27 protein-coding genes, 1 pseudogene and 1 riboswitch are annotated in these 25681 nt (G+C 32.3%); of the genes and pseudogenes, 11 read left to right on the top strand and 17 right to left on the bottom strand.

All coding sequences use genetic code 11. The features are described 5' to 3' along the window. Positions 1 to 88: 88 nt before the first annotated feature. Positions 89 to 958, bottom strand: a complete 870-nt coding sequence (locus BDW25_RS04970; RefSeq protein WP_002488266.1) for an SDR family oxidoreductase — start codon at positions 956 to 958, stop codon at positions 89 to 91. 196 nt (positions 959 to 1154) lie between these two features. Between BDW25_RS04970 and BDW25_RS04965 the strand changes: the two genes are divergently transcribed. The 3 genes from BDW25_RS04965 (at position 1155) to copZ (ending at position 4181) form a co-directional block, all read left to right on the top strand. Further along, positions 1155 to 1361, top strand: a complete 207-nt coding sequence (locus BDW25_RS04965; protein ID WP_002454819.1) for a hypothetical protein — start codon at positions 1155 to 1157, stop codon at positions 1359 to 1361. A 134-nt stretch (positions 1362 to 1495) separates the two neighbouring features. Next, positions 1496 to 3883: a heavy metal translocating P-type ATPase gene (locus BDW25_RS04960; RefSeq protein WP_049432726.1), complete on the top strand. Its 2388-nt coding sequence runs from the start codon at positions 1496 to 1498 to the stop codon at positions 3881 to 3883. Between the two features lie 88 nt (positions 3884 to 3971). Next, complete coding sequence (gene copZ, locus BDW25_RS04955) at positions 3972 to 4181, top strand: copper chaperone CopZ (protein ID WP_002449345.1); 210 nt, start codon at positions 3972 to 3974, stop codon at positions 4179 to 4181. A 37-nt stretch (positions 4182 to 4218) separates the two neighbouring features. Here the strand turns inward: copZ and BDW25_RS04950 are convergent, their stop codons facing one another. The 10 genes from BDW25_RS04950 to BDW25_RS04905 all read right to left on the bottom strand — a co-directional run bounded on the left by BDW25_RS04950 (position 4219) and on the right by BDW25_RS04905 (position 16143). Then, positions 4219 to 5217, bottom strand: coding sequence for a D-lactate dehydrogenase (locus BDW25_RS04950; protein ID WP_002454817.1), 999 nt, complete (start codon positions 5215 to 5217; stop codon positions 4219 to 4221). A gap of 27 nt (positions 5218 to 5244) precedes the next feature. Next, complete coding sequence (locus BDW25_RS04945) at positions 5245 to 6414, bottom strand: aminotransferase class I/II-fold pyridoxal phosphate-dependent enzyme (protein WP_133944989.1); 1170 nt, start codon at positions 6412 to 6414, stop codon at positions 5245 to 5247. Between the two features lie 68 nt (positions 6415 to 6482). Beyond that, positions 6483 to 6597: riboswitch (SAM riboswitch) on the bottom strand. 63 nt (positions 6598 to 6660) lie between these two features. Beyond that, positions 6661 to 8166, bottom strand: a complete 1506-nt coding sequence (locus BDW25_RS04940) for a phytoene desaturase family protein (RefSeq protein ID WP_002454815.1) — start codon at positions 8164 to 8166, stop codon at positions 6661 to 6663. A gap of 11 nt (positions 8167 to 8177) precedes the next feature. Next, a complete protein-coding gene (locus BDW25_RS04935; protein ID WP_049419045.1) occupies positions 8178 to 9044 on the bottom strand; it encodes a phytoene/squalene synthase family protein in 867 nt (288 codons plus the stop codon). 29 nt (positions 9045 to 9073) lie between these two features. Then, positions 9074 to 10195, bottom strand: a complete 1122-nt coding sequence (locus BDW25_RS04930) for a glycosyltransferase family 2 protein (protein ID WP_186308215.1) — start codon at positions 10193 to 10195, stop codon at positions 9074 to 9076. Between the two features lie 14 nt (positions 10196 to 10209). After that, the gene (locus BDW25_RS04925) at positions 10210 to 11718 is read right to left on the bottom strand and encodes a phytoene desaturase family protein (protein WP_133944986.1); all 1509 of its coding nucleotides are present in this window, start codon (positions 11716 to 11718) and stop codon (positions 10210 to 10212) included. Further along, complete coding sequence (locus tag BDW25_RS04920) at positions 11708 to 12205, bottom strand: glycosyl-4,4'-diaponeurosporenoate acyltransferase CrtO family protein (protein WP_002449252.1); 498 nt, start codon at positions 12203 to 12205, stop codon at positions 11708 to 11710. Before BDW25_RS04920 ends, BDW25_RS04925 begins: the two co-directional genes overlap by 11 nt. Before the next feature lie 189 nt (positions 12206 to 12394). Next, positions 12395 to 13123, bottom strand: a complete 729-nt coding sequence (locus BDW25_RS04915; RefSeq protein WP_002449188.1) for an aggregation-promoting factor C-terminal-like domain-containing protein — start codon at positions 13121 to 13123, stop codon at positions 12395 to 12397. 425 nt (positions 13124 to 13548) lie between these two features. Continuing rightward, positions 13549 to 14973: a phosphate--AMP phosphotransferase gene (locus BDW25_RS04910; RefSeq protein ID WP_133944984.1), complete on the bottom strand. Its 1425-nt coding sequence runs from the start codon at positions 14971 to 14973 to the stop codon at positions 13549 to 13551. A gap of 111 nt (positions 14974 to 15084) precedes the next feature. After that, positions 15085 to 16143: a PTS sugar transporter subunit IIC gene (locus BDW25_RS04905; protein ID WP_002449546.1), complete on the bottom strand. Its 1059-nt coding sequence runs from the start codon at positions 16141 to 16143 to the stop codon at positions 15085 to 15087. A 289-nt stretch (positions 16144 to 16432) separates the two neighbouring features. Here BDW25_RS04905 and BDW25_RS04900 point away from each other — a divergent pair, with 289 nt between their 5' ends. The 6 genes from BDW25_RS04900 (at position 16433) to BDW25_RS04875 (ending at position 20765) form a co-directional block, all read left to right on the top strand. Next, positions 16433 to 16999 (top strand): TetR/AcrR family transcriptional regulator, encoded by a 567-nt coding sequence (locus BDW25_RS04900; RefSeq protein WP_002449214.1) that lies wholly within the window; start codon positions 16433 to 16435, stop codon positions 16997 to 16999. Positions 17000 to 17156: 157 nt separating this feature from the next. Further along, positions 17157 to 18101: an LLM class oxidoreductase gene (locus BDW25_RS04895; RefSeq protein ID WP_133944982.1), complete on the top strand. Its 945-nt coding sequence runs from the start codon at positions 17157 to 17159 to the stop codon at positions 18099 to 18101. 12 nt (positions 18102 to 18113) lie between these two features. Further along, positions 18114 to 18350 (top strand): DUF896 domain-containing protein, encoded by a 237-nt coding sequence (locus BDW25_RS04890; RefSeq protein WP_002449423.1) that lies wholly within the window; start codon positions 18114 to 18116, stop codon positions 18348 to 18350. 391 nt (positions 18351 to 18741) lie between these two features. Next, positions 18742 to 19509, top strand: coding sequence for a class I SAM-dependent methyltransferase (locus BDW25_RS04885; RefSeq protein WP_133944980.1), 768 nt, complete (start codon positions 18742 to 18744; stop codon positions 19507 to 19509). Then, the gene (locus BDW25_RS04880; RefSeq protein ID WP_002449463.1) at positions 19478 to 19903 is read left to right on the top strand and encodes an NUDIX hydrolase; all 426 of its coding nucleotides are present in this window, start codon (positions 19478 to 19480) and stop codon (positions 19901 to 19903) included. Before BDW25_RS04885 ends, BDW25_RS04880 begins: the two co-directional genes overlap by 32 nt. Beyond that, a complete protein-coding gene (locus tag BDW25_RS04875) occupies positions 19896 to 20765 on the top strand; it encodes a DMT family transporter (protein WP_002449219.1) in 870 nt (289 codons plus the stop codon). The genes BDW25_RS04880 and BDW25_RS04875 overlap by 8 nt, the downstream gene beginning before the upstream one ends. A gap of 91 nt (positions 20766 to 20856) precedes the next feature. On the opposite strand, the pseudogene BDW25_RS04870 reads toward BDW25_RS04875, so the two are convergent. Then, positions 20857 to 21030 (bottom strand): annotated as a pseudogene (locus BDW25_RS04870) (VOC family protein); the annotation flags it as partial. A 52-nt stretch (positions 21031 to 21082) separates the two neighbouring features. Continuing rightward, the gene (locus BDW25_RS04865; protein WP_002454808.1) at positions 21083 to 21937 is read right to left on the bottom strand and encodes a fructosamine kinase family protein; all 855 of its coding nucleotides are present in this window, start codon (positions 21935 to 21937) and stop codon (positions 21083 to 21085) included. Between the two features lie 225 nt (positions 21938 to 22162). Between BDW25_RS04865 and BDW25_RS04860 the strand changes: the two genes are divergently transcribed. Continuing rightward, positions 22163 to 23233 carry a quinone-dependent dihydroorotate dehydrogenase gene (locus BDW25_RS04860; RefSeq protein WP_133944978.1) on the top strand — a complete coding sequence of 357 codons (1071 nt, stop codon included), beginning with the start codon at positions 22163 to 22165 and terminating at the stop codon, positions 23231 to 23233. A 73-nt stretch (positions 23234 to 23306) separates the two neighbouring features. Further along, positions 23307 to 23582, top strand: coding sequence for a hypothetical protein (locus tag BDW25_RS04855; RefSeq protein ID WP_049419066.1), 276 nt, complete (start codon positions 23307 to 23309; stop codon positions 23580 to 23582). 53 nt (positions 23583 to 23635) lie between these two features. Here the strand turns inward: BDW25_RS04855 and BDW25_RS04850 are convergent, their stop codons facing one another. The 4 genes from BDW25_RS04850 to budA form a co-directional block, all read right to left on the bottom strand. Further along, complete coding sequence (locus BDW25_RS04850) at positions 23636 to 24352, bottom strand: epoxyqueuosine reductase QueH (RefSeq protein WP_049419069.1); 717 nt, start codon at positions 24350 to 24352, stop codon at positions 23636 to 23638. Between the two features lie 102 nt (positions 24353 to 24454). Beyond that, positions 24455 to 24640 (bottom strand): hypothetical protein, encoded by a 186-nt coding sequence (locus tag BDW25_RS04845; RefSeq protein WP_243830611.1) that lies wholly within the window; start codon positions 24638 to 24640, stop codon positions 24455 to 24457. Between the two features lie 35 nt (positions 24641 to 24675). Beyond that, positions 24676 to 24849, bottom strand: coding sequence for a zinc ribbon domain-containing protein (locus BDW25_RS04840; RefSeq protein WP_002449264.1), 174 nt, complete (start codon positions 24847 to 24849; stop codon positions 24676 to 24678). 126 nt (positions 24850 to 24975) lie between these two features. After that, positions 24976 to 25680, bottom strand: a complete 705-nt coding sequence (gene budA, locus BDW25_RS04835) for an acetolactate decarboxylase (protein ID WP_002449310.1) — start codon at positions 25678 to 25680, stop codon at positions 24976 to 24978. Position 25681: the final 1 nt, after the last annotated feature.

Raw genomic sequence — 25681 nt, 5'->3', positions numbered from 1 at the left:
TTCCTCTTTTCTTTCTATAAATATAAAAAGTATTCTCCCTACGCTATACGTAGACAGAATACTTTATTATCTTCATAAGTACTACATACTAAGACGTAATATAATCGCCACCATTAACATGGATAATTTGACCTGTAATATAAGAACTATCTGCATAACTTGCTAAGAATACATAAGCTGGCGCAAGTTCAGCAGGTTGACCACGTCGACCCATTGGTGTATCTCCACCTTGATTTTCTACCTTATCTTCATCAAATGTTGATGGAATTAATGGAGTATAAATTGGACCTGGCGCTACACCATTAACACGAATTCCTTTTTCCATCAACGAAGTTGCAATAGAACGTGTGAACGACACAATAGCACCTTTAGTTGCTGAGTAATCAATAAGGTGACCAGAACCACGATAAGCCGTTACACTTGTTGTATTAACAATTGCATCACCTTTACTTAAATGAGGTACTGCAGCTTGTGTTAAGAAGAACATACCAAAAATATTTGTTTTAAATGTTTCATTGAAATGTTCTGGTTTAATATCTAAAAAGTCTTCATTAGGAAATTGCACGCCACCATTATTTACTAATATATTGAGACCACCAAAATCGTTAACAACAGTTTCAACAAGTTTTTTTGATTGATCAGCATCTTTTAAATCATGAGAATATGCTTTTGCTTTAACGCCGATTTCTTTTAAACGATTGACGGTATCTTCAGCGTCTTCATGTTCATTATAATAACCAATAGCGACATCAGCGCCTTCTTTGGCATATAAAATAGCTACTGAACGACCAATACCGGAGTCACCACCAGTGATTAATGCGACTTTTCCTTTTAGTTTACCGCCTGCCTTGTATTCTTCCATTTCAGCAATAGGTCTAGGATCCATATCTTTTTCAGAACCTGGTTGTTTTTCTTGTGTATAACCTTTAATTTTTTTATGAAAATCTAATAAGTCCATACCTCTTCACTCCTTCTTTATTTACTTAACCGTTCCCATTTCTTTGATTTTTAAAACAAAATGACTATGCTTACTACTTTTGAATGATACAAAGTCCGTACTAGAGATGCATGAAATTTTAACATAGAGTCTTTATAATATAATTAATCTAAAAAGCGTCTCATATAGAGATAAAGATAAAAAGGAGTGTTACAACATGAAAGGCATTCTAAAGGGTATCATTACCATTCTCATCATTTTAGGGATTGTAAAAACAGTTCAAGATCATGATTTAATGAATGAAGCCAACCAATACTATAATGAAGCTAAAAGTGGTGAACTTGTACGATCTATCACTCATCCTAACTTCAATAATTTTAAAGATTTAGATTTAAGCCATTTTAAACCCTCTGATTTCTTTTAATATGAATAGCTATTATGAATAAGAGAACAATATACTCATTTTATTTAGAGTAACATTGTTCTTTTTTTATTAAGCAAGATCATTGACTAATATACCCTAAGGGGGTATATTGAAGGTGGTAGGAGGTCGAACATATGACTCAAAATCATCAAATCACCTTGAATATCATTGGTATGACATGTGCCGCTTGTTCTAATCGTATTGAAAAACGATTGAATAAAATAGATGGCGTTCATGCTCAAGTGAATCTAGCAACTGAAAAAGCAACCATTGATTATCCTAACGATCAATATGAAGTAAGCGATTTTATTAAAACGATTCAAAAATTAGGATATGACGTTGAAACAGATAAAAGTGAACTAGACGTTATAGGTATGACGTGTGCTGCTTGTTCTAATCGTATTGAAAAAGTATTAAATAAAACAACAGGCGTTAAGCAAGCAACAGTCAATCTAACCACAGAACAAGCAACAATCGATTATTATCCAGGTCAAACTGATGTTGATACGCTCATTGGACGAATACAACATCTCGGCTATGATGCTAAACCTAAACAATCAAAAAAAGAACAAGCTTCTCGTAAAGTTCAAGAATTAAAAAGAAAACGTAATAAACTCATTATTTCAGCAATATTAGCTTTTCCATTACTTTTAACTATGCTTGTTCATTTATTTAATGTACCGTTACCTGAAATATTTATGAATCCTTGGTTTCAATTTATCTTAGCCACTCCCATTCAATTTATTATAGGATGGCAATTTTATGTTGGCGCATACAAGAATTTACGTAATGGTGGTGCCAATATGGATGTTCTTGTAGCACTTGGTACTAGTGCAGCTTATTTCTATAGTATTTATGAAATGAGTAAATGGTTATTAGACTCAAACGCACAGCCCCACCTTTATTTTGAAACCAGTGCTGTTTTAATCACTTTAATTTTATTTGGCAAGTATTTAGAAGCACGTGCAAAATCACAAACAACACATGCTTTAAATCAATTATTAAATTTACAAGCCAAAGAAGCACGTCTCATTAAAGATGATGGAACAGAAACAATGGTTCCGCTTCAAAATGTTCAAGTTGGAGACACCTTACTTGTTAAACCAGGAGAAAAAATTCCAGTAGATGCAAAAGTCATTAAAGGGACAACAACCGTAGATGAATCCATGCTAACTGGAGAATCCATGCCTATAGATAAAACAGTTGATAATGAAGTGATTGGTGCAACACTAAATAAAAATGGTGTCATTACCGTTCAAGCAACAAAAGTAGGTCAAGATACCGCTTTATCTAATATTATTAAAGTAGTTGAAGAAGCCCAAAGTTCAAAGGCACCTATTCAACGTTTAGCAGATATGATTTCTGGCTATTTCGTACCTATTGTTATTGGTATTGCCGTACTCGTCTTTATCATATGGATTATTTTCGTTCATCCTGGTCAATTTGAAGATGCACTCGTTGCCATGATCTCTGTATTAGTGATTGCTTGTCCATGCGCATTAGGACTTGCAACGCCAACTTCTATTATGGTTGGTACAGGACGTGCAGCAGAAGAAGGTATCTTGTTTAAAGGTGGCGAATATGTAGAACGTACTCATCAAATTGATACAGTGGTATTTGATAAAACGGGTACGTTGACACATGGTACCCCAGAAGTGACTTACTTTAAAGGTGATGATACTTTATTACGATATGTAGCTTCTGCTGAAAATAATTCTGAACATCCTTTAGCAACCGCGATTGTTAAGTACGCTAAAACAAAACAGCTTACTTTAACAAATATAGAGCACTATGAAACATTACCAGGTCATGGTATTAAAGCTATAATCAATAATAAGACATTATTCATAGGCAACCGGTCATTAATGTCAAATCATCATATTGATACAACATCTTTATTAGATGAAATCACCCAAATTGAACAAAAAGGACAAACCGTCATGTTGATTGCATATGATCAGATATTACGTGGTTATATTGCTGTAGCAGACACTGTTAAATCTGAAGCCAAAGTTGCGGTTCAAGAACTAAAAGACATGAATTTACGTACGGTAATGATTACAGGTGATAACCACTCTACAGCTCAAGCTATCGCAAATGAAGTTGGTATTGATCATGTGATCGCCAATGTTCTTCCGGAAGATAAAGCTAAACATGTTGCTCATTTTCAAGATAAAGGTGAGAACGTTGCGATGGTTGGCGATGGTATTAATGATGCACCTGCTTTAGTTCAAGCAGATATTGGTATTGCCATGGGAACAGGTACTGAAGTCGCAATTGAAGCGGCTGATATTACTATCTTAGGTGGAGACATTGCTTTAGTTCCTAAAGCGATTCACGCAAGTCATAAAACCATTCGAAATATCAAACAGAATCTTTTTTGGGCGTTCGGTTATAATGCTGCTGGTATTCCTATTGCTGCAATGGGCTTACTCGCTCCATGGATTGCTGGTGCAGCGATGGCATTAAGTTCTGTAAGCGTTGTAACTAATGCATTACGTCTAAAACGAATGAAATTATAAATGAATTTTAAGCTTTATACTTTCATAAAAATTTAAAAAGCGTAAAATATGGGTATAGTCATTATGAAGTACTCGGAGGTGACAATCAATGATTAATAAAGTCATTAAAGTAGATGGTATGAGTTGTGACCATTGTAAAAATACAATCGAATCAGCATTAGCTAAAATTAATGGTGTAAGAACTGCTGAAGTAGACCTTGATAAAAACGAAGTTCGTGTAGATTATAATGATGAACTCGTTTCAACGAAAGATTTACATGATACTATTGAAGATCAAGGCTATGATGTTAAAGAATAATAAAAAAGTTGGAGGTAACGCTCCAACTTTTTTTATTTTAATTTACTCTTAGTTTAGTCGTACCACTAGTTAAAACATCCATAGTTGCATCAAGTGCATCTACTATGAGATTTTTGACGGCCGCTTCTGTATAGAAAGCAATATGTGGTGTTAAAATAATATCTTCTCTTTTGATAAGTTGCTTTAACAATACATCATCTATCTCTTTTCCACGATAATCACCTGGGAATAACCCTCTTTCATATTCATATGTATCTAATGCAGCCCCTTTAATTCGACCACTATCTATAACAGAAAGTAAAGCTTGTGTATCTACAATTGATCCCCTTGCCGCATTCACAAATACGGCACCTTTTTTAAAGTTTGAAAAAACAACATTATTAAACAAATGATGATTATATTTCGTAGCTGGAATATGCACAGTAACAATATCAGCTTCTTTAATTGCTGCTTCTAATGTATCTTTATAATCAACAAATTTTGCTAAAGCGGTATTTGGAAATGGATCATAAGCAACAACCTTGCTGTTATAACCTTTTCCAAAAATTTCTGCCACAATCGAACCGATGCGTCCAGTACCAATTACTGCCACAGTTAAATCTCGGATAGATTGTGATAATATAGAAGGTTCCCAACGAAAATCATAATTGCGCACTTTATGTTGAATACGTTTTTGATACCTTACAATATTGATAGCTTGTGTAACAGCAAATTCAGCAATTGAACTTGGAGAATACGAGGGTACATTTGAGATAATGATGTCGTATTTAGTAGCTAAATCTAAGTCATACGTGTCAAATCCTGCACTACGTTGTGCAATTTGCTTAATTCCATATTGTTTCAATTTCGCAAAAACCTCTTCTGAAATTGGATGTTGTTGAGATAACGATAGACCATCAAATCCTTTTACAGTATCAACTGTTGTCTCTGTTAACATTTCTTTGGTTAAATCAACATCAACATTGTTTTGTTTCGCCCACTCGTTAATATATGGTATATCTTCATCTCTTACACTCATAATTTTAATTTTGGTCATATATTGATCATCTTCCTTCATAATTTTTTAAATATGCTTTGCTTTATACATATCAGCTAGGTCCATTAATCTACTAGCTGCTTCTTCTAACCATTTATCGTCTAATGCAAGTGAGATACGCACGTAATGTTTTCCATTTTCACCAAATGGTATACCTGGAGCAACTAAAATAGATTTCTCTTTTAATAAATATTGTTCAAAGGTTTCACTATCATAATCTGGAGGTGTACGTAACCATGAATAGATACCGCCTTTAGAATGCACAAATGGTAGATGGGCTTCACTTAATTTTGCTTCAAACTTGTCTCGACGCCGTTTAAATGTTTCATTCTGTTCTTCTAAAAATTCATCATAATGATTAAGTGCATACGTCGCTGCATCTTGTAACGCACCAAACATTCCAGCATTTGTATGCGTTTGATATTTCTTTAATGCTTGAATCATGTCTTTATTTCCTACTGCAAACCCTACTCTGAAACCTGACATATTATATCCTTTTGAAAGTGAGAAAATTTCAATGGCGACATCTTTACCGTGTTCTGAAGCAAGTATGCTTGGATTTTTAGCATCAAAGCCAAAAGCACTATAAGCAAAGTCGTGCACGATTTTTGTCTTTGTACCTTTGAATCGTTCAATTGCTTCATCAAATACTTCTTTTGTAGCCGTTGATCCTGTTGGATTATTGGGATACGTTAAATAAACAAGCGTTGTGTTGTCTAGTACTCTCTTATCTACATTATCCCAATTTGGCAAATAATCTGGAGGATCTAAATTTAATGGAACAGGATTGGCATCTGCAAGCATCACTCCTGCTAAATAATCTGTATATCCAGGATCTGGAAGTAGCACATTTTCTCCAGGATTAACAACACATGTAGGTAACGCTACTAATCCATTTTTTGTACCATATAAAATACATACTTCATCTTCCTTATCTAATGTCACATTGTACTGACGTTGGTAAAAATTAACAATGGCCTCTTTAAATGATTCTTTACCATGAAAGGCACCATATTTTTGATTTTCAGGAATGCGAATCGCTTCAGAAAAATGCTCAATAATACCTTCTGGTGTTTCACCATCGGGAATGCCTACTGCCATATTAATAAGTGGTAAAGGGCCATGTTCTACTCTACGGCCCATCGTTTTTCCAAAATAGCTATCAGGAATGGCTGCTAATCTTTTTGAAATAACCATGTTATTCCTCCTTAAATAAAAAGCTATATACCACTTTTGTGTGGCATATAGCTTCATAAGATATATGTCACTTATCTTTGAGGTTATTTATTATCCTCTTGGAATTAGCACAGTACTTTATATTTATGAAGCCTGTTGCTGAAGTTTCATTGGGCCAAATCCCTTCACTTCTCTCGATAAGTTCTTACGTATTAAGTCTTATTTTAACATTACACTGATAATTGTCAATTTTCAGATTTATTTATTCTATTTCATATTTTTTATATCTTCTAACATAGCCTCTGCTGTTATTTTAGCACTTGTTAATACAATGGGTACGCCTGCGCCTGGATGTGTACTTGCGCCTGCAAAATATAAATCTTTATAATCACGGGACACGTTAGGCGGACGGTAATAATTGCTTTGTGCTAAAGTAGGCATTAATCCAAAGGCTGTACCGAATTTAGCATTATAATGTGTTTCAAAATCTAAGGGTGTAAAAATAGTTTCGGATACGATATCGTTACGTAATCCTTTAAGTGATTCAATTGTTTCTGTTTTTTTGTAAATTTCATTTTTAACCTGTTCAATTATGGCTGGATTGTTCCAATCGATTTGACCTGTTTTAAGCTCAGGTACTGGCATTAAAATGTACATACTTGTTTTTCCTTCAGGAGCCAATTTCTCATCTTCAACGGAGGGGAAATAAAGATATATAGAAGGGTCTTTCGGCAATCTTCCTTCAAAGATATCGTCAATATTCCCTCTAAAATCTTCAGCAAAAATCACATTATGCAAATGAACTTTATCTTTCAAATCTCTGTTTATTCCTGCATAAATTAAAAATGCAGAACATGAATAATCCATTTTATCTATCTTAGCAGGTGTATATTTTTTAAGTGGAGAATGACTTGGCATAAGATGTTGCGCTGCATATGGGAAGTCTGCCGTACATAATACTTTATCAAAACGACGAATATCTCCGTTCACTCTTAAACCATCCGCACGTTTAAATTTAGGGTCTATAATAATTTCTTGAACGTCTGAATTTAATTCAATACTGACTCCTAAATCTTGTGTAAGACGATGAAGACCTTTAGCAAAGCTATACATACCACCTTTGATATAATATACGCCATGCATCATTTCTATCATTGGGATAATTGAATAAATTGAAGGACCTTGCTTTGGATCGATCCCTATATATAGTGTTTGAAAAGCAAGTAATTTACGAATCTTTTCATTTTTAACATAGCTATCAATAAGATGATTTGCTTTACCAAGTGTTCTTAATTTCATGCCTCTATATAAAGCAATCGGATTATAAAATTCACTTGGTTTGCGAAAAGTGCGCTCTAAGAAATACTTACGTGCAATGTCATAACGTTTATAGACATCTGTTAAAAATGACATAAATCCATGTGTAGAACCTGGTTCAATCGCTTCTAAAGTCTGACTTAATTGAGGTAAATCTGTAGAGACACTTACTTTATCTTTATCTGAAAAATAGATATCAAAAATATGTGACAATTGGTGCATATCAATATAATTTTCAAAGTGTTTGCCGCACTCCTCAAATATAGCTTTATATACATCAGGTACCATAACAATAGTTGGACCTAAGTCAAAAGTAAAACCATCTTTTTTAAGTTGGTTCATTCTTCCTCCAACTTTTCCATTCTTCTCAAATATTGTCACATGATGTCCTTGTGAAGCTAATCGTGCTGCTGACGCCAATCCAGTGATTCCTGCGCCTATAACGGCAATATCCATAAACTTCCCACCTATTCTTTTACTTTATATTCTTTCTTTAATTCACGATAAATATGATTCTTTTTCCATTTGGAAACGTAAACACGCTGACTAAATGTGTAATTCGCTTTCCTTGTCTCATCAAGAATGCTTTTATATACGCGAGCTGCTAATTCTATAATAAAACGTGCTTCTTTGTCATACACATCTAGATGATTAAGTACCGCTTCATAGTCATTCTCCGCAATCGTTGCATAATATTCCCACAATTTTTTATATTTTTCAGAAGGGCCACTATTCATTTCATCATCCATTAATACGCCACATTGTTCTAATCGTTCGATACTTAAATAAACACGTCCGTTGTGATAATCTTCACCTACATCTCGAAGTATATTTGTTAGTTGTAAAGCTTCCCCTAGTTGTTTTCCATTTTCATATGTTTCTTTTGTAGGAGAAGTAGATAATACAGGTATAAGTAATACACCAACTGTTCCAGCGACGCCGTAACAATACTCCATTAAGGCATCATCAGTATCAAACATTGTAAAGGATTGATCATTCATAACAGTATCTATTAATTCATATAATGCATAGTAATTCATTGGAAATGTTTGAGCTGTATCTGCAAAAGCAGTCATAATATGTTGATCACTTTCAAACGATTTTTGAATATCTGATTGATGCTCGATACGTTGTACATCCTGTTTAATTTTATATAAATAATCGACATCTTGGTGAATATCAATACTATCGTCAATAATCCGACACACGGAATAAATCGCCCAGATAGCTCGTCGTTGTCGCTCTGGTAATAAGTCAAATGCAAATGAAAAACTTTTAGAATAATCTTTCATTATTTTATGACAGTACTGATAACTTTCTTCTACAAAACTCATGAAGCGTCCCCCTGTTATACTTTACATGTTTAATTAATTTTAAAAGTACGCCCTTTCCATCTTACGTTTTTAGTAAAATGTGTCTGACAATATGAATTTATAAATACAAATACAAACACCACAAATAATAATGGATTCATGATTAAAAATACTATCGAAAAACTCCCTACACGCTTATGCAATCTTATAAATTGAATAAGATATAAGAAGTAAGATAATCCTCCCCATTTTTTTGATACGGTTTTCGTAATAAAACTGAGCAACAATAAGGTGTGACTAAATGTTATTCCCATCATCCATGTCATAATCATCAACATTATCGTACCTTCAGTTCCAGAAGCACCAGTCGCAAAATGTTTTGTCCAACCTTGTATCAGTGATTTAGCCCCTTCCTCATACATTCTAAATCCTACAAAACCTTTACCTTCATAACAGGATACAGGTAGATTATATTTCGAGAAAGCTTGAGCAAGAGCAAATCCTTCAATAATATGACATTCAGCATTTTTATGACCTTGGGTTAAAACGTAATCCTCTTTCTTCATTACTGTAACTGGACCAAATGCTAATGTTTGCTTATGATGAGATAAACTTGAAAATTGATTCATTCCAACAACTGTCATCAAATTAAATAAAGCTGAAAACTGTTCATATGCTTTTTTGACGAGATGATAGGGTTGAATACTTAATAGTCCACGATATGATTGTTTTTCATAAGCTTGTAATATAGATTCTAAAGCATGTGAATCTAATAGCTGTACATCAGCATCTATAAAGATAAAAATATCTGACGTTGCATACTGAACACCTTGATAACAAGCAAACGATTTACCATACCATCGTGCATCGTCACCTTCTACGACATCTATTACTTTAGCACCGTAAGATAATGCTACTACTCTAGTATTATCTTTAGATCCATCATTCATCACAATAATTTCTGGCGAGATAGACTGTTGATTTAAGCTCGTCAATAAGCGTGGTAATCGAATTTCTTCATCTCTAGCCGGAATAATAATACTGATAGATGGATAATTTTTCTTAGTTGTTTTTTTATTATATTGAAGTAGTCGTTGACGATTATACATAAAGTATCCGCTCGCTATTGAAGCACCGAGTAATGGGTATAATAGTTTAGCTAATCGTTTCATCATTGAGTGTCTCCTTAAGGCTGATATTTTAATAATTTCGCCTCTTCTATGGCATTAATTTTATCTGCTACTTGTTGTCCACTCAGTGTTACCATTGGCATACCTCCACCTGGGTTGACAGAACCGCCAACAAAGAATAAATTATCAAAATATTGACTTTGTTTAGGAAATTTAAAACCTTTGTTTTTCTTTTTATCTGCCACTACTCCATAAATGGCACCTCTATTCGATGCGTAATTGCTCTCAATATCATGAGGTGTCCATACATCTTCATAAATAATATGTTCTCTTAAATTGGTTAAACCCATGTGTTCTAGTTTATCTAAAACTCTTTCTCGAAATTCATCATATTGTTCTTTAGTAAACGGTTGATCTTGGATATACGGAATATGCGGTAGTACTTTTAAATTTTCATATCCCTTAGGAGCTTGTGCTTTGTCTGTTTTATTACTATTAACGAGATAAATGGTAGGGTCTTGTGGTAACACTTTCTCATGAAAAACTTCATGATAATTTTGTTTAGAATTATTTGAAAATAAGAAGTTGTGATGAGCCAATTGAGGATAAGATGTATTAACACCTAAATGCATCACATAACCAGAACTAGCGGGTTCAAATGTTTTTTCTAACTTTTCCAACTTTTTATCGGAAAAATGAAGTAGATCTCGATACGTTGGTATGACTTCTCTATTAGAGACAATGTAATCAGCATGAATGTGCTGACCATTATCAAGTCTTACTCCTATGACTTGATTGAAATAGGTATCAATGCTTGTTACGTCAATACCTTTATGAATCTGAACCCCTGCTTCTTCAGCAAGTCGTTCTAAAGCATTGGCTAAATGATGAATACCACCTTTGACATACCATAATCCTTGTTCATACTGCATATGTACTAACATAGTTAATACAGCAGGTGCATCATATGAAGACGATCCAACATATTTGATAAAATATCCTAACATATCTTGAAGTTCAGGTTTGTTTATATATCGATTAATCGCTTGTTGCATTGTTGAAAAATAATCTACACCTTTTAAAGATTTAAAAGGACCCTGATATTTAAGAATGTCCGTTACCGTATCTAAACCTAAAGCGAAGTATCCATCTTCAGTAAATCGATGTATTTTTTCTGCATAATTTAGAAAATGAGATAATTTCTGAATATCATAGTCTGTTAAATGGCTATTCTTATTTTCCGTCTGTTCTAAATCTTCATATAAGTCAATCACTTTACCATTTGTAAAAAAACTACGCCATTGAAGTGGTAAGCGTTCAATTGTCACATAATCTGCCATTTCTTTATTACTATGGTAAAATAAATTTTCAAAAATATGAGGCATAGTTAGGATAGAAGGGCCTAAATCGAAACCAAATCCTTCGGTTTCTAATCGATTCACTTTACCACCTATATGTGTATTTTTTTCAAATAAATCTACGTGATAACCACTTTGCGCTAAACGTATAGCAGCTGATATACCTCCTAATCCACCGCCAATAACGACAATTGTTTTATTCGCCATCATCGATACCTCTCTTGTACTTTAATTGGTAATATCTTTCTAATCTTGGTCGATTATAACGTTGTGTCAATATAATCGGTACATTTGCTAATAAAGCATATAGTATGTTTATTGTTTTAATACATTTAGGTGCTTTTACAAAGACAATAACTGGCAATATAGAAAGCCAATGTACTAATTCAGCTCGTCTCATTTCGATAATCATTTTATAAACACTTTCTTGAGTTAGTGGTTTCAAAACATGCTTATTATAAACATTTTTATTTAGGCATTCTCCTTCTGGAATATACCCTTTCCATCTATTAATAAGAAAAAGACGATTCCATAACTGCCCACCTTGTTCAAATGGAAATGTTTTAAACCAATGATGATATGTATCAAAAAAAGAACTAGGCACTTTTGTAAATAAGTGAGATAGCGACATTTGAGTAACCGACCAATATACACTATGATATAATCCTAATTTCACTATTTTGTTTATACTCAATTCATATCACCCTCTTTCAATATAGTTATATTAATTATAATTAAAATAATTAATCATTAAAAGAAAGTAGTTTGATATGTACTAAGCAAGAAATTAAAAATATTATATTAAAAAATAAAAAAAGGAGGACGACATTGTCGTCCTCCTTTTTTGATAACTCGATGTCCTATCCAGTTATCTACTTAAATCTTACCACCAACCGTGACCTTGGCGGAAAGCAATTGCTGCATCCCATGAACCATAACGTGATTTAGCATAGTTAACCATACCTTGAGTTTGTGTAGCTACTGAACCAGTACCCCATGCTTCTTTAGTTTGACCTAAACCTCTGTAACCAATTGGATTAACAGCATTTGGATTACCACCTGATTCAGGCATTACGATAGCATTCCAAGCAGCTTCAGTACCACCGTTAGCTAAGAATTGAGCTTTAACTGATCCACCAGTTGAAGCAGTTGAGTATGAAGTAGTTTTTGGTGCTGAGTATGAAGTTGTACGAGCACTGTAGTTACTGTAGCTAGACGTTTTTTGTACTGGAGCTGAAACAGCTTTTACATTTGAAGTACTAGCTTGGTTATTTGCACTTACTGATTGAGTTGAAGCTTGATTATAAGAATCAGTGTAGTCAGTAGTTGATTGAGCTGTGTCAGCACCACCAGTGTAAGTGTAGTTCCAAGACCAAGTGTTACCATTTGAAGTGAAAGTATATTTGAAACCATCTTGTACGAATGAAATGTTATATGCTCCAGCTTGTACTGGGTGAGCATTTAATTCAGATGGGTTATTTTGAGCTAAGTCAGCTAAATGAGAATAGTTAGTTGTTTGTTCAGATGCATGTGCACTGTGATCGTTTGTTAAAGCATATCCTGTTAAACCTAAAGTTACTGCTAATGACGAAGCGATTACTGTCTTTTTCATAATAAATAATTCCTCCAAAATTGAAATATATATTTTCGTTATGTTTCATTCTTTATTTAAGATTAATTTCTGTTTTGATTTATTGTTTAACTTTTGACAATAGCTACTATAACACAAAATTTGTAGAATAGTATTACGCTTATTTTACAAAAAATTACAATTAACCTATCATTTTGTAATATTGAAATATATTAAATACTTCTTGTAATATATAAAATCTATCAATATGGAGTTTATTTTTATTATAAATTAACGTTTTACAATACTTTCTTACAAAATTTACAATACTTTAACGCCATTAGTCATATTACAAATTAATATTTTGTTACATTACTGTAATATTTTTAAAATGTAATTGGTTATTTAAATTCTTTACTTTTGATAAAAAACAAGAGCTTGTGCGTAATAAGTTTCCTTATTTACTTTTAATAATCTTTTACTCCCCAAAGTACCTTTTCACAATTACGAATAATATATTTTAGTATTTCAATACGAGAGGTTTTTTTATGATCAGCAGGGACAACAAGCCATGGTGCATAGGATGTATTTGTTTTCTCAACCATATCATGACTTGATTCCACGTATAAATCCCATTTTTCTCTATTTCGCCAGTCTTCATCTGTAATTTTCCATTGTTTATTAACATTTTCTTGACGATCTTTAAAACGTTTTAATTGTTCTTCTTTATCTAATGTAAGGAAGAATTTTAAAATAATCGCTCCTTCATCTGTCCACATTTTCTCAAATGCATTAATTTCATCATATGCACGTTGCCATTCATCGATAGTAGCAAATCCTTCGACACGCTCTACTAATACACGACCATACCAACTTCTATCGAATAATTCGATGTGCCCTGTTCTTGGCATTTCTTTCGCAAATCGCCATAAATAATGATGTTTTAATTCAACATCTGTAGGAGCACTAATGCCATTCACTCGATAACCCGTTGGATCTAATTTTTCTCTAATTCGTTTAATATTTCCACCTTTACCAGCTGCATCCATACCTTCAAATACTAAAATAAGTGGAATCTTTCTATCATATAAAGCGAATTGAATTTCTCTCATACGATTTTGCAATTCCTCAATGAGCTGTTTATATTCATCTTTTTTTACTTTATCCACCTTTCTATCAAAAAGGTGTGTTTTAAAATTAGAATGAAATTTACCGTCTCGCTGTTCTTCTTTTTGCTCATGCTTCTCAATCGCTGTTTCAAGATGTTTGATAATATGTTCATACATTGTTTGGATTGCTTTTTCTCTTTCGGTATAATCAATGATTTCCCATGCTTTATCATTTTTTATAAATTGACGCATATCTTTAAGGTAAATATCTGTTGGAAGTACATTACTATATTCTTGAACTTTCCAACGCGTCAATGGGTTATCTTTGGTTTGTTGAATATGTTCTTGACGCTTTTCTTCATTAATTTCTATGAAAAACTTAATGATTTCATAGTGATCTTGTTTAAGCATATTTTCAAAAGAAGAAATTTGTTGTTTGAGTACATCATAGTTTTTATATTTGTCGTGTTTAATTTTATTTTCTCTATAATCTAGATAATGAGAATACCAGCTTCTAAAATAAATATTTATATCACCTTTTTTAGGTAAGGTATTCCAATATTTTTGTAAAAATTGATATCTTAAATCATCCTGTTTAGGTGACTGTGTCGCAATAAATTGTGTATACTTCGCATCTAAATTTAATAATAACTCATTAGATAAGCGCGTCTTCCCAGATGCAGGTACACCTTCAAATAATATCATCACTGGAATGCCTAGTTCATGTGTACGTCGTGTTAATTCTGCTGTTTTTAATGCTAAAGCTTCAATTTTTTTCGCCATTAACCCTTCATCCTTTTAATCTTTTTTCTATTTTATTGTAACATTATTGACGTTTATCATTTAAATTTAAAAATGCCTAAGACAATTCATCATGTCCCAGGCTTAATACGTTTATCCCATAAATTTGTAAATATCATTTGTAAATAATTTTAAGACTCTGCGTAAAATAACATCTAGTATAAATGCTGTTACTAAAGGTACAACAAAAAAACCAATAATAATTAGGATGATACTCATAACGGCTGAATCGACATGTAAAAATTTAAATGCACTAATCGGCCCAATCATGCCAATAAATCCAAATCCTGCAGATTCTTTTGTTCCAGCAATACCGATAAGACTACCCACTACACCAGAAATCGCTGCGGTAATCAAAATAGGTAACATAATAATTGGATATTTCACCATATTTGGCATCATCATTTTCACGCCACCAAAGAAAATAGAAATTGGTACTGCAACACGATTTACTTGACTTGTGCCAATAAGTAAAACAGCTTCAGTAGCTGAAATACCAATTGAAGCTGAACCTGCTGCTAAACCTGTAATACCAATGGCAATAGCGATAGCTACTGTTGATAATGGGGAAATAATAATAAAACTAAATACCATTGATATTAACATACACATCAATACAGGTTGTAATTCAGTGAAACTATTAATCATATTACCAATCGCAATATTTATAGTATGTACATATGGTAGGATGAGCACACCAATTGTAGCTGAGAGACCTCCAACAATTGTTGGATAAACAATCAATGCCATACTTCCTACACGTTTTTCAATAAGTAGAATAAATAAAACTGCAATTGCTGCAGTAATCATCGTATTGATGAGGTCACCAATACCTGCAATAATCCAAGCCCCATTCTTAAATTGAGCAGCGCCACTTCCTACATAAGCTGCACTTGATACGACTGCAATCGCAAGAGGAGTCATATTAAATTTAATTGCAATTAACGCACCTACTAATGCTGGTACAGTAAATTGTAATGCTTGAACAACATGTAGTAATGTTGCAAAAATAGGATGGTGATGCATAAGTGCTTTAAAGATTTCACCTAAAATGGCATTCGGTACTAAACCTACCACAATCCCAATAGCCACTCCGGAAAGTACTCTAAAAATAAAATCTCCAACGCTTATTTTTCTAAGTTCTGTTGTCATTCTTATACCTCCTATAATATTTTGTTGTTGTATTAAGTAATGATAAAAAATACTATAACACATTTTCTAAATTTTCAGAATATTTATTTTATCATTTTCTTAAATTTTTCTGGTTTTATGGATATTTTAAGAATTTTGACCAACAATATATATGTAATTTAAAAAGAAAAAACGAGTTTCTTCTATTATAATAGTTTAAAATAGAAAGAGTAATCATACTCTTTGACAACCTTCTTTGTTCGTTTAATAATTTAAAGTAATCATATTTTAAAATGAAAGGGGTGTCTTTGTGCCAAGCAATAAAGTTGATCCAAGAGTCATACGTACAAAACAATTACTCGTAGAAGCATTTCTAAATGTGTCACAAGAAAAAGAAATGACCCAAATTACAGTAAAAAATATTACTGACCGTGCTACTGTTAATCGGGCTACATTTTACGCACACTTTAATGATAAATATGAAATATTAGATTATTCATTATCAATGACTATTCTTAAAGATATTAAAGAAACGTTGTCTATTTCAGAAACGCTCAATGGTCAGATTATCTCTAAATTATTTGTCTCGATAGCATATTATTTGGAAAATGTACAAAATGCTTGCAAACTCAATCGTGAGACATTTTGTAACCATGCTCATAAATGCATTAACAACGAGTTGGAAGCTATGTTTACCCTTATGTTACAACATAAATATCCCGAACACGATTCTAGTATTATTGAAAATAGCGCAAGTTTTTTAGCCGCTGGTTTATGCGGGTTGGCAAGACATTGGTTAGATACAAGCGAACTAAGTGCTGAGCAATTTATTGATCAAAACTTACCGTTTTTACTTCACCATATTACAAATCTATAATTCTATAAACAACACTTACAGTCTTAATGATTGTAAGTGTTATTTTATAGAAAAGCATGCGACTTGCATAAAATGATTATTTACGTTATATTATAAACAACACTTGTTGTTTAGATGATGAGTGTTGTTTAGATAAAATTTAGTTAGGAGGGGTGATATGTCCAAGATAGAAAATCATGAGAGTTTTAAACGTACCTTTAAAAATCATAAATTAACATTAGGTCTATCCATACCATTTGATAGTAAAAATAAAGAGCATATTGATTTTAATGAACAAGTGAAGTTTGCACAACAAGCTGAACGATTAGGATTTACAAGTTTATTCGTGAGAGATAATCCACTTTATAGTCCTCATTTAGGACCCGTAACTGAAAATTATGACCCATTTGTTTTCCTAACGTATTTAAGTGCGTTTACCTCAAAAATTGCACTTGGGACCAGCAGTATTGTGGCAACACTACGTCATCCTATCCATTTAGCTAAATCAGCAGCCTCGCTTGATCTTATTTCCAATCAACGTTTATTACTCGGTATGGCTACCGGTGATCGCGCTTTTGAATTCCCTGCATTTAAAGTAGATGAAAGTGCATTAACAGAACGTTATCAAACAACCGTTCAATCATTAAGAGCGCTTTGGCAATCACATTCACCCCAAATTTCAAATTCGATTTTTGAATTATATGAAGATTCTGGGTTACAAGTATTGCCTAAACATAGTACGATTCCGATGTTTGGTACAGGCTACTCAAGACAGTCCATCTCCTGGTTACAACAGCATATGGATGGTTGGCTATTTTACGCCCAACCTTTTCAAGATCAAAAGAAATTAGTTGAAACTTGGCATAGTGGGACTGACCGATTCAAACCGTTTATGAATATCCTAATGATTGATTTATCCCAAAATCCAAATGAAACCGTAAAACCGATCAAAGGTGGTTTCCGTACTGGACGTAAAAATTTACTACAAATATTAAAAGCTTATGAATCCATTAATACAAATCATATTATCTTAAGATTTACAAATGATGATCGTGATATCGAAGCACTTATAGAAGAAGTTGGAACATATATTACACCCCATTTTCCAGCTCATACCATTTAGGAGGAAGAAATAATGAGAGAATTATTAGAAAGAATTAATCAATTAGCAAATAAAGAAAAAGTGGAAAGCTTGAGTGTTGAAGAAAAACAAGAACAACATCAATTAAGACAAGAATATTTAGGTATGATAAGAGGTCAAGTACTTCATACGTTCTCAACTATGAAAGTTGTCGATCCACTTGGTCAAGACGTGACACCAGATAAAGTGTATGCCTTAAGAGAAGAATACGGCAACATTCAAGAAAACTAAAATTTTATTATCAAGACTTAGACTGCCTTCAAAGTTCTGACTTTGAGGGCAGATTTTTTATGTCCATATTTTGAGTAAAGTTCTTAATTGAAACACAGTTCATTTTGTTGAAACCCTTTCCTAGGGAAACTATAAAGTAGTTCTTTGATTTTAATAATTAAAACTACTTAATGAAGTGATTGCTCACTTATGTTCGTTTATGCGACTGATTCTATATGCCACTCAACAAATATATTTCATAGTCTATCGTAGAATAGTTCAAGCCACAAATGTTTATTTATAAGATATATTCAGGTATAGAATCAAACATCATAACTTATCACGATAATAATTATGATATTATATAAAATAAATATATAATAATATATAAAACAACTAAGAAGGTGCATCTATGAATAAAGTATCAAGTAAACACCATTGGGAAAATGTATGGAAGTTTTCTAACAACAAAGAATCATATAATTTCCCACCATCAAGAATTGAAAGAGCAAAAGATAAATTAAAAACATTTATTTATAATGAATATTATTTTAGTCCATGCGATAAAGTATTAGGAGCTGGATGCAGGGATAGGGCCATCCTATTCAAACTTATTAAGAAATATAAAATTGAAGGACATGGTATTGATATTTCTGAAAATGCAAAAAGTATTGCAACTGAGTATATGATTAAAACTGGAATCAAATTTAAGTATGTTATTGGAGATGTTCAAAATTTACCTTACCCTCAAAATACATTTGATACAGTTATTCCATTAGGTGTTATAGAACATTTTCTAAACCCTGATAAAGTCATGAATGAAATGTATAGAGTATTGAAAACTAATGGACACCTTATATTAATGACACCAAATAAATATTCGTTTGGTATTTTAGATAAGAAAATAAAAATTTTATTAAAAGTTTGGAAATTTGGTTATCAAACGGAATATAGCGTAAATGATTTAGAAAAGATAGCTAATAAATATGGTTTTAAAGTAGTCTCACGAAATACTGAACTACGAAAAACTTTTAAGAACGACTCAATCAGTTTTAAACTGATTTCATCAATTGATCAAATATTAAATGTTTTTAATAAAAATTTTGGATTCTACAGTTATATCTACCTCATAAACGAGGTAGATAAAAATGATTATAAATCATATCAAACTTCAATTTAATGAGACAGTTACAAAATATGATTCTGTTTTAATTGTTTTAACCTATCAAGGACATCTTGTTTTTGTTAAAAATAAAAAAAGAGCATGGGAATTAACAGGAGGTAAGGTAAACCATAATGAAACGATGAATGAGACAGCTATCAGAGAGGCTTATGAAGAGTCTGGCGCTGTCATCAATGAAAGTGATATAGACTATTTAGGTTACTATATACTACCAAATGGCCATACCACTACAATTACAAAAGCTGAAGTAAGCTATTTTAAAGATATACCGAAATATTCAGAAACTACTGAAAGAATACTTACGAAAGAACCATTAGACAAAAATTTATTATCATTTCAAGATGGGTTATATGAAGAAATTTTTAAATATTTAGGGGCATACCATGAATAAAGTTAAAAAAGGGTATTTATTTAGTATTATTTCCGTAGCAATCATGTCTTTAACCCCAATATTAAACAAATTTTCACTCACTGATTTATCACCTATTCAAGCAAGTTTTTTTAATGCTTTGTTTTCAACTTTAATATTATTAATAACTGTATTACTCGATAAAAGTAAAATAAAAATCTATCATAACAAATTTATATGGCTCTTAGGTATTACTAATACAATAGGTATTTTACTCCAATATGTAAGTTTAAGTTTGTTAGATCCAGTTAGTGTTGGATTATTAGGAAGATTTTATATTATATTTGCGTTGTTTCTTTCAGTGCTCTTTCTAAATGAAACGTTGTGCAAAAACGATACCCTTCCTATAATTTTTGCTGTTATAGGTTCATTCTTGATTACTCATTTTTCAGGTGATTTTAACAGTATATTAGGTGTGATTGCCACCCTATCTTATACATTCTTTTTTGCGCTAACGAATATGTTAGCTAAAAAGACCGTCAAAGACATTGATTCTAAAACCATCTTACTATACAATCAGGCGACTTCTACTTTGTTGCTAGGTATCATATTAATTGTGACTAATCATTTACATACCATACATATAAGCATAGGCTTGTTCTCTATTTTACTTTCTGCTTTGTGTAGTGGCGTAATAGGACTTTTATTATTTTATGAAGGTTTGAAATACATTTCGTTTCGTGAAGCGAATATTATAAGAACCCTCAATCCTATATTTGTGTTTATATTTTCTTTCCCGTTTTTCCCTTTACCATTAACACCTAAATTCATAACCGGCGCGATTTTAATCATTATTTCTATCATTTATATGAATCTATATAAAGATAAAAAAACGTCTTCATGATAACTTTTTCATTAAAAATGCGCCCCACCATTAGATCTCATTCTAACTTTGGGGCGTATATTAATTGGCGTATTTTATAAAATTAATTGAACTAACAAACTAAGAAATTATATTTATGTCCATCTGGATCAGCAAATGTTGCACCATAATATCCTTGAGAAGTCTTAGGTTCATCAATCACCTTACCACCTAATGCTTCCACTTTATGCATTAATTCATCCACTTCATTATTAGTTTTAACACCTAATGATATGATGACTTCATTAAAGACGAAATAAAAAACTTCGGATTAAGAAGACTTAACCCGAAGTTTTCTATTAGGCTAATATTTGATCCATTGAGCGATTCACACTACTTGCATACATACCACCAAATTTAACTAAATGCACCATGAATAAATATAATCTATAAAACTCTAAACGTTTTTCTGCTCCTTTTCCTAAAGGATAATGTTTTTCATATTCATTATAAAATTCTTGTGTAAATCCACCGAAGACAGTAGTGATACCTAGGTCAAATTCTCTATCTCCATATAACGGTGCTGGATCAAATAAGGCAGGACGTCCATCTTTTAAAAACATATAATTACCACCCCATAAATCACCGTGTAAAAGAGACGGTTTACTGTTATGATTTTCTAATTCATTAATCATAACAGAACGTACTTGTTCGTATACTTTATTATCTTCTTCGTTCCATAAATTTTTACGTAATAGTTCATCTCTTAAATGATCCATACGACGTTCTACGAAAATTTCACTCCAAGACTCTGACCATGTATTATCAAATGAGACATCAGCCCCTTCATAAGGTAACTCGAATCCAAACTTACCTTCTGACTGTTGATGACTATGCATTTTGGCTACAAGTTGTCCTAATTCTTTTTGACTGCCTTTACTGCCTTCTTCTAAATAACTGAGTAATAGATACGCATCGCCATTAATTTCACCATTTTCAATCACTCTTGGTGCTGTAATATCTGCTTTTTCAAATGCCTCTAGTCCAGCTATTTCGGCAGCGTAGAAAGAGGATTTACGATTTCTTTGAACTAATAAAAAATATATATCATCGTTTGTTGTAATTTTAAATGCTTCATTTACATCTCCACCGCTTACTGGTGAAATATCTTGAATACCTTCTAAAGGTAATTGATTTTTCCATTCTGATTTCATTAATTATCCTCCTTAGTCCAATTCTTTATCTACTATTCTATTACCTAAATGGATGTGCTTTAACCTTTGTCATTCCAAAATGATATAAAGTTAGGCAATTTTTCAAACACTTTCAAATTAGACTATTCATTTTTAAACGAACGTGCTAGTCTATTAAAGGAATGTTTTTTCAATGATATTAAATGAGGATCGTAAGCCTCAAATACAATGAAATGGAGCATTATTATGTACAAATTAATTAAACCTCTTTTATTCAAAATCGAACCTGAAAAGGCACATGGATTAACAGTAGATGCCTTAAAATTCACTCAGAAAAACGCTTTTTTACTACCTTTTGTAAATAAATTATTTACATATGAACACCCCTCTCTTTCACAAAACATTAAAGGAATAACATTTAAAAATCCAGTTGGTTTAGCTGCTGGTTTTGATAAATCATGTGAAGTGCCTAAAGCACTTGAAAATGCTGGTTTCGGTGCTCTTGAACTTGGTGGCATTACACCTAAACCACAAGATGGCAATCCTAAACCGCGTATGTATCGCTTACTTGAAGATGATGCCTTAATCAATCGTATGGGCTTTAATAATATAGGTATGAATAAAGCTTTATGGAATTTAAGACGTCATGCTTACACGATTGCTGTAGGTTTAAATGTGGGCGTTAATAAAACGACACCTTACGAAGAGCGTTATCAAGATTATATTAAAGTCATCGATGCATTTAAAGCAGATGTATCATTTTTCACTGTGAATATTAGCTCACCTAATACTGAAAACTTACAAAGTTTCCATGATAAAGATGAATTTTCAATGTTATGTCATGCTTTAACAGATTATAAAGCACAACACGAAGTGAATGTCCCAATCTTTTTAAAGCTAACTTCAGATTTAGAACTTGAAGGTTTTAAAACTATTTTACCTCAAATTACAGAAACCTTTGATGGTATGATTTTAGCCAATACCACACGTCAACGTGGTGGATTATCTTCTCCAAATAAAGTAGAAGACGGAGGTTTAAGTGGTCGACCTTTATTTAAACGTAATTTAGAACTTGTAAAATGGGCTTATCAACAAACGAATGGCGAATTTTTAATCATTGGTACAGGTGGTATTTTTAGTGCACAAGATACTATTCAAATGATGCGAAATGGTGCGTCACTTGTACAAATCTACTCATCCCTCGTGATAGAAGGCCCTGGTTTAACTAAAAAAATTAATCGAGATATTGCTAAATATTTAAAAGCAAATCATTATAGTAATATCAGTGAGATTATTGGACTAGATGCTAGACGTTAAAACATTTCACTAAACGATATGTAGTGCGCTATACTAATATTACTCGTAGCACGTACTATTGGAGGGTATGTTGATGACTATAGAAACTAAACAAAAAGATTCACAAACTAAAGATAAGCATAACATTGAAGACACCAAATCTTCTCAAGAATACGATAATAATATCGGTTACAATGGTGAAAAGAAAACAGCTTTGGATCTTGAAATTGAACGTGAACTATTAGAAATGATGGAAAATAAAGATCCTGAACCTGAAAAAGAGAAGAAAGGTATAAAAATTGCTGGACTACTATCTGCCCTTGTTATTGCTATTTTAGCTATTGTGCGTTTTATCCATCGTACGTTATAACTAAAAGCGAAGGAGTAAGAAAGAATGTTTAACTCATTCTCTCTTACTCCTTTTTAAAATTGTTCTAAAAATGCTTTAGCTTCTCGATTAATTTTTTTAAAATCAATACCTTGTTCCATCGCTGCAAATACACATCCGCAATAACATTGTCTAAATATATTATAATCATTACACATTTCTATAGATCGTTCATAACCTTTATTTTTCTTAAAATCACTAGGTAAATAATATGTATTGTATAATCGTTGAACTTCCATGCCGAGTTCGTTAATTAATTGAGCATTCTTTTTAGGAGATAATGTTAATGCACTACCGAAATAATCATATCCATACTTCACTGCTGCTTCTGCGACAAGCTCTAAACGCATCTCAAAACACGCTGTACAACGTTTTCCACCTTCAGGTTCATCAGTAAGACCACGCGATTTCGCCATCTTCATAAATTCATATGGCTGATAATCAGCTTCAATATATTTTACCGAATGTCCAGTCTTCTCATTAAAATCTTTTACAAATTGTGCTTGGACTTTGGCACGTCTTAAGTATTCATTTTTAGGATGAATATTAGGATTAGCGAAATAAATAGTAATATCTGCATACTGAGATAGATATTCTAATGTATATGTGCTACAAGGTGCACAACAGCTATGTAATAAAATTTTAGGGCGAACGCCTTCACGCTCCCATTGACTAATCAGTTTTTTCAATACCCTATCATAATTGATTTTTTGATTTTTCATCTTCTTAATCATAGGTTCAGCATTTAACATTTCTCAATTCTCCTTATAAAATTATTATATATTATTGTTAGTTTGGGACTTATACAATAAGGATATATCAGCTACTATCGATTCACTATATCTTGAACTTTTTTAGTAGCATATTCTTCTATTTCTTTGAAAATTTTTATTGCTATCTGTATTTTTTATATTATTTCTTAAAGATGGTGATTGCTTAAATTCATTAATGACACACGTACCATATTGAGTACATACATTTTGAACTGGAACGAATTTACTTCCACAATGCTTACAATAAGCCACTAAAACGACTTCCAAATAATCTACGTAGTACTCCAAAATCATCGAATTGACTAATTAACAGAATTTGAAGTAGAGTGATTTATACTTTTGTTTACATGACTATCCAAGTTTAATGATTCTGATGTTGCTGTTGTAGATAGTGTAATCTGATCTAATTTTGTCCCACATTCTCCACAAAATAAATCTCCTTGTTGATATAACTGACCACAATTTGGACATTGCATCCTATATACCTTCATAAACATAAAATTCGAAATTATTATACCATTAAATTGAATTGCTTAAAATATTATTTTATCAAAATAAAAAAAGTTCGAATCTTAAAAGATTCGAACTCTAATGATAATATATTATTCAGCTTCTCTGATTTCTGCATCGATATCTGCATAATCAATTTCAGTATTAGTGAACGTTTTATTATCGATTGGGAAGTGTTGTTCAAATGTTTCAAAGTTTTGAATTTCAACTTTTACATCATCTACTTCAAAATCTAAAATGTGTCCACCGAAATTACGATCATCGTTGGCGAAATGAATATGGAAACCACCAGAACCAATGCCATGGAATAATTCAGGTGTAAAGAAGCCAATCACTGTACCGTTAACATCTTCCTGAGTTTCTTCAGGTTGTCTACGTGCTGAATCAATTAATCTTGTATATGGTGGTTCTTGTTTTGGCATCATACGAACATGCATTTTTTTAAATTTACCAGTGATTTTTACTGCTGAGAATAAATTATCACTTAACATATGTTCTTTTACTTCATTTAACACTGTTTCAGAATCTTTATTAGAAGTTTCATAAGATTCATCTGCTTCAAATTTAGTAATTGTTGCAAAAGGTGTTAATTCATCACCTTTAAGTTTAACGAATTCTTTTTTTTCATTTGCATGGTACGCTTCTCCATTAATGAAGATAACTTCACCGTCTGAACCTGTAAGTGTTGCTAGTCCTGAATCACCATGTTTTAATAATTCATCGATTGTGGCAGTTCCTTCTAATAAACCTGCCATCAATGTACCTAATGTACCATGTTGATATAATACATGACCCATA

It is taken from the genome of Staphylococcus sp. AtDRG32 (assembly GCF_004365845.1).
Lineage (GTDB): Bacteria > Bacillota > Bacilli > Staphylococcales > Staphylococcaceae > Staphylococcus > Staphylococcus hominis.
Note: the sequence above shows the minus strand (reverse complement) of the source record. Positions and strands in the feature narration are given on the sequence as shown.

Bases quoted from the DNA above. Each gene is read 5' to 3' on its own strand.
- BDW25_RS04970 (WP_002488266.1), bottom strand. From the start codon at position 958: ATGGACTTATTAGATTTTCATAAAAAAATTAAAGGTTATACACAAGAA.
- BDW25_RS04965 (WP_002454819.1), top strand. From the start codon at position 1,155: ATGAAAGGCATTCTAAAGGGTATCATTACCATTCTCATCATTTTAGGG.
- BDW25_RS04960 (WP_049432726.1), top strand. From the start codon at position 1,496: ATGACTCAAAATCATCAAATCACCTTGAATATCATTGGTATGACATGT.
- copZ (WP_002449345.1), top strand. From the start codon at position 3,972: ATGATTAATAAAGTCATTAAAGTAGATGGTATGAGTTGTGACCATTGT.
- BDW25_RS04950 (WP_002454817.1), bottom strand. From the start codon at position 5,217: ATGACCAAAATTAAAATTATGAGTGTAAGAGATGAAGATATACCATAT.
- BDW25_RS04945 (WP_133944989.1), bottom strand. From the start codon at position 6,414: ATGGTTATTTCAAAAAGATTAGCAGCCATTCCTGATAGCTATTTTGGA.
- BDW25_RS04940 (WP_002454815.1), bottom strand. From the start codon at position 8,166: ATGGATATTGCCGTTATAGGCGCAGGAATCACTGGATTGGCGTCAGCA.
- BDW25_RS04935 (WP_049419045.1), bottom strand. From the start codon at position 9,044: ATGAGTTTTGTAGAAGAAAGTTATCAGTACTGTCATAAAATAATGAAA.
- BDW25_RS04930 (WP_186308215.1), bottom strand. From the start codon at position 10,195: ATGAAACGATTAGCTAAACTATTATACCCATTACTCGGTGCTTCAATA.
- BDW25_RS04925 (WP_133944986.1), bottom strand. From the start codon at position 11,718: ATGGCGAATAAAACAATTGTCGTTATTGGCGGTGGATTAGGAGGTATA.
- BDW25_RS04915 (WP_002449188.1), bottom strand. From the start codon at position 13,123: ATGAAAAAGACAGTAATCGCTTCGTCATTAGCAGTAACTTTAGGTTTA.
- BDW25_RS04910 (WP_133944984.1), bottom strand. From the start codon at position 14,973: ATGGCGAAAAAAATTGAAGCTTTAGCATTAAAAACAGCAGAATTAACA.
- BDW25_RS04905 (WP_002449546.1), bottom strand. From the start codon at position 16,143: ATGACAACAGAACTTAGAAAAATAAGCGTTGGAGATTTTATTTTTAGA.
- BDW25_RS04895 (WP_133944982.1), top strand. From the start codon at position 17,157: ATGTCCAAGATAGAAAATCATGAGAGTTTTAAACGTACCTTTAAAAAT.
- BDW25_RS04890 (WP_002449423.1), top strand. From the start codon at position 18,114: ATGAGAGAATTATTAGAAAGAATTAATCAATTAGCAAATAAAGAAAAA.
- BDW25_RS04885 (WP_133944980.1), top strand. From the start codon at position 18,742: ATGAATAAAGTATCAAGTAAACACCATTGGGAAAATGTATGGAAGTTT.
- BDW25_RS04880 (WP_002449463.1), top strand. From the start codon at position 19,478: ATGATTATAAATCATATCAAACTTCAATTTAATGAGACAGTTACAAAA.
- BDW25_RS04875 (WP_002449219.1), top strand. From the start codon at position 19,896: ATGAATAAAGTTAAAAAAGGGTATTTATTTAGTATTATTTCCGTAGCA.
- BDW25_RS04865 (WP_002454808.1), bottom strand. From the start codon at position 21,937: ATGAAATCAGAATGGAAAAATCAATTACCTTTAGAAGGTATTCAAGAT.
- BDW25_RS04860 (WP_133944978.1), top strand. From the start codon at position 22,163: ATGTACAAATTAATTAAACCTCTTTTATTCAAAATCGAACCTGAAAAG.
- BDW25_RS04855 (WP_049419066.1), top strand. From the start codon at position 23,307: ATGACTATAGAAACTAAACAAAAAGATTCACAAACTAAAGATAAGCAT.
- BDW25_RS04850 (WP_049419069.1), bottom strand. From the start codon at position 24,352: ATGTTAAATGCTGAACCTATGATTAAGAAGATGAAAAATCAAAAAATC.
- BDW25_RS04840 (WP_002449264.1), bottom strand. From the start codon at position 24,849: ATGCAATGTCCAAATTGTGGTCAGTTATATCAACAAGGAGATTTATTT.
- budA (WP_002449310.1), bottom strand. From the start codon at position 25,680: ATGGGTCATGTATTATATCAACATGGTACATTAGGTACATTGATGGCA.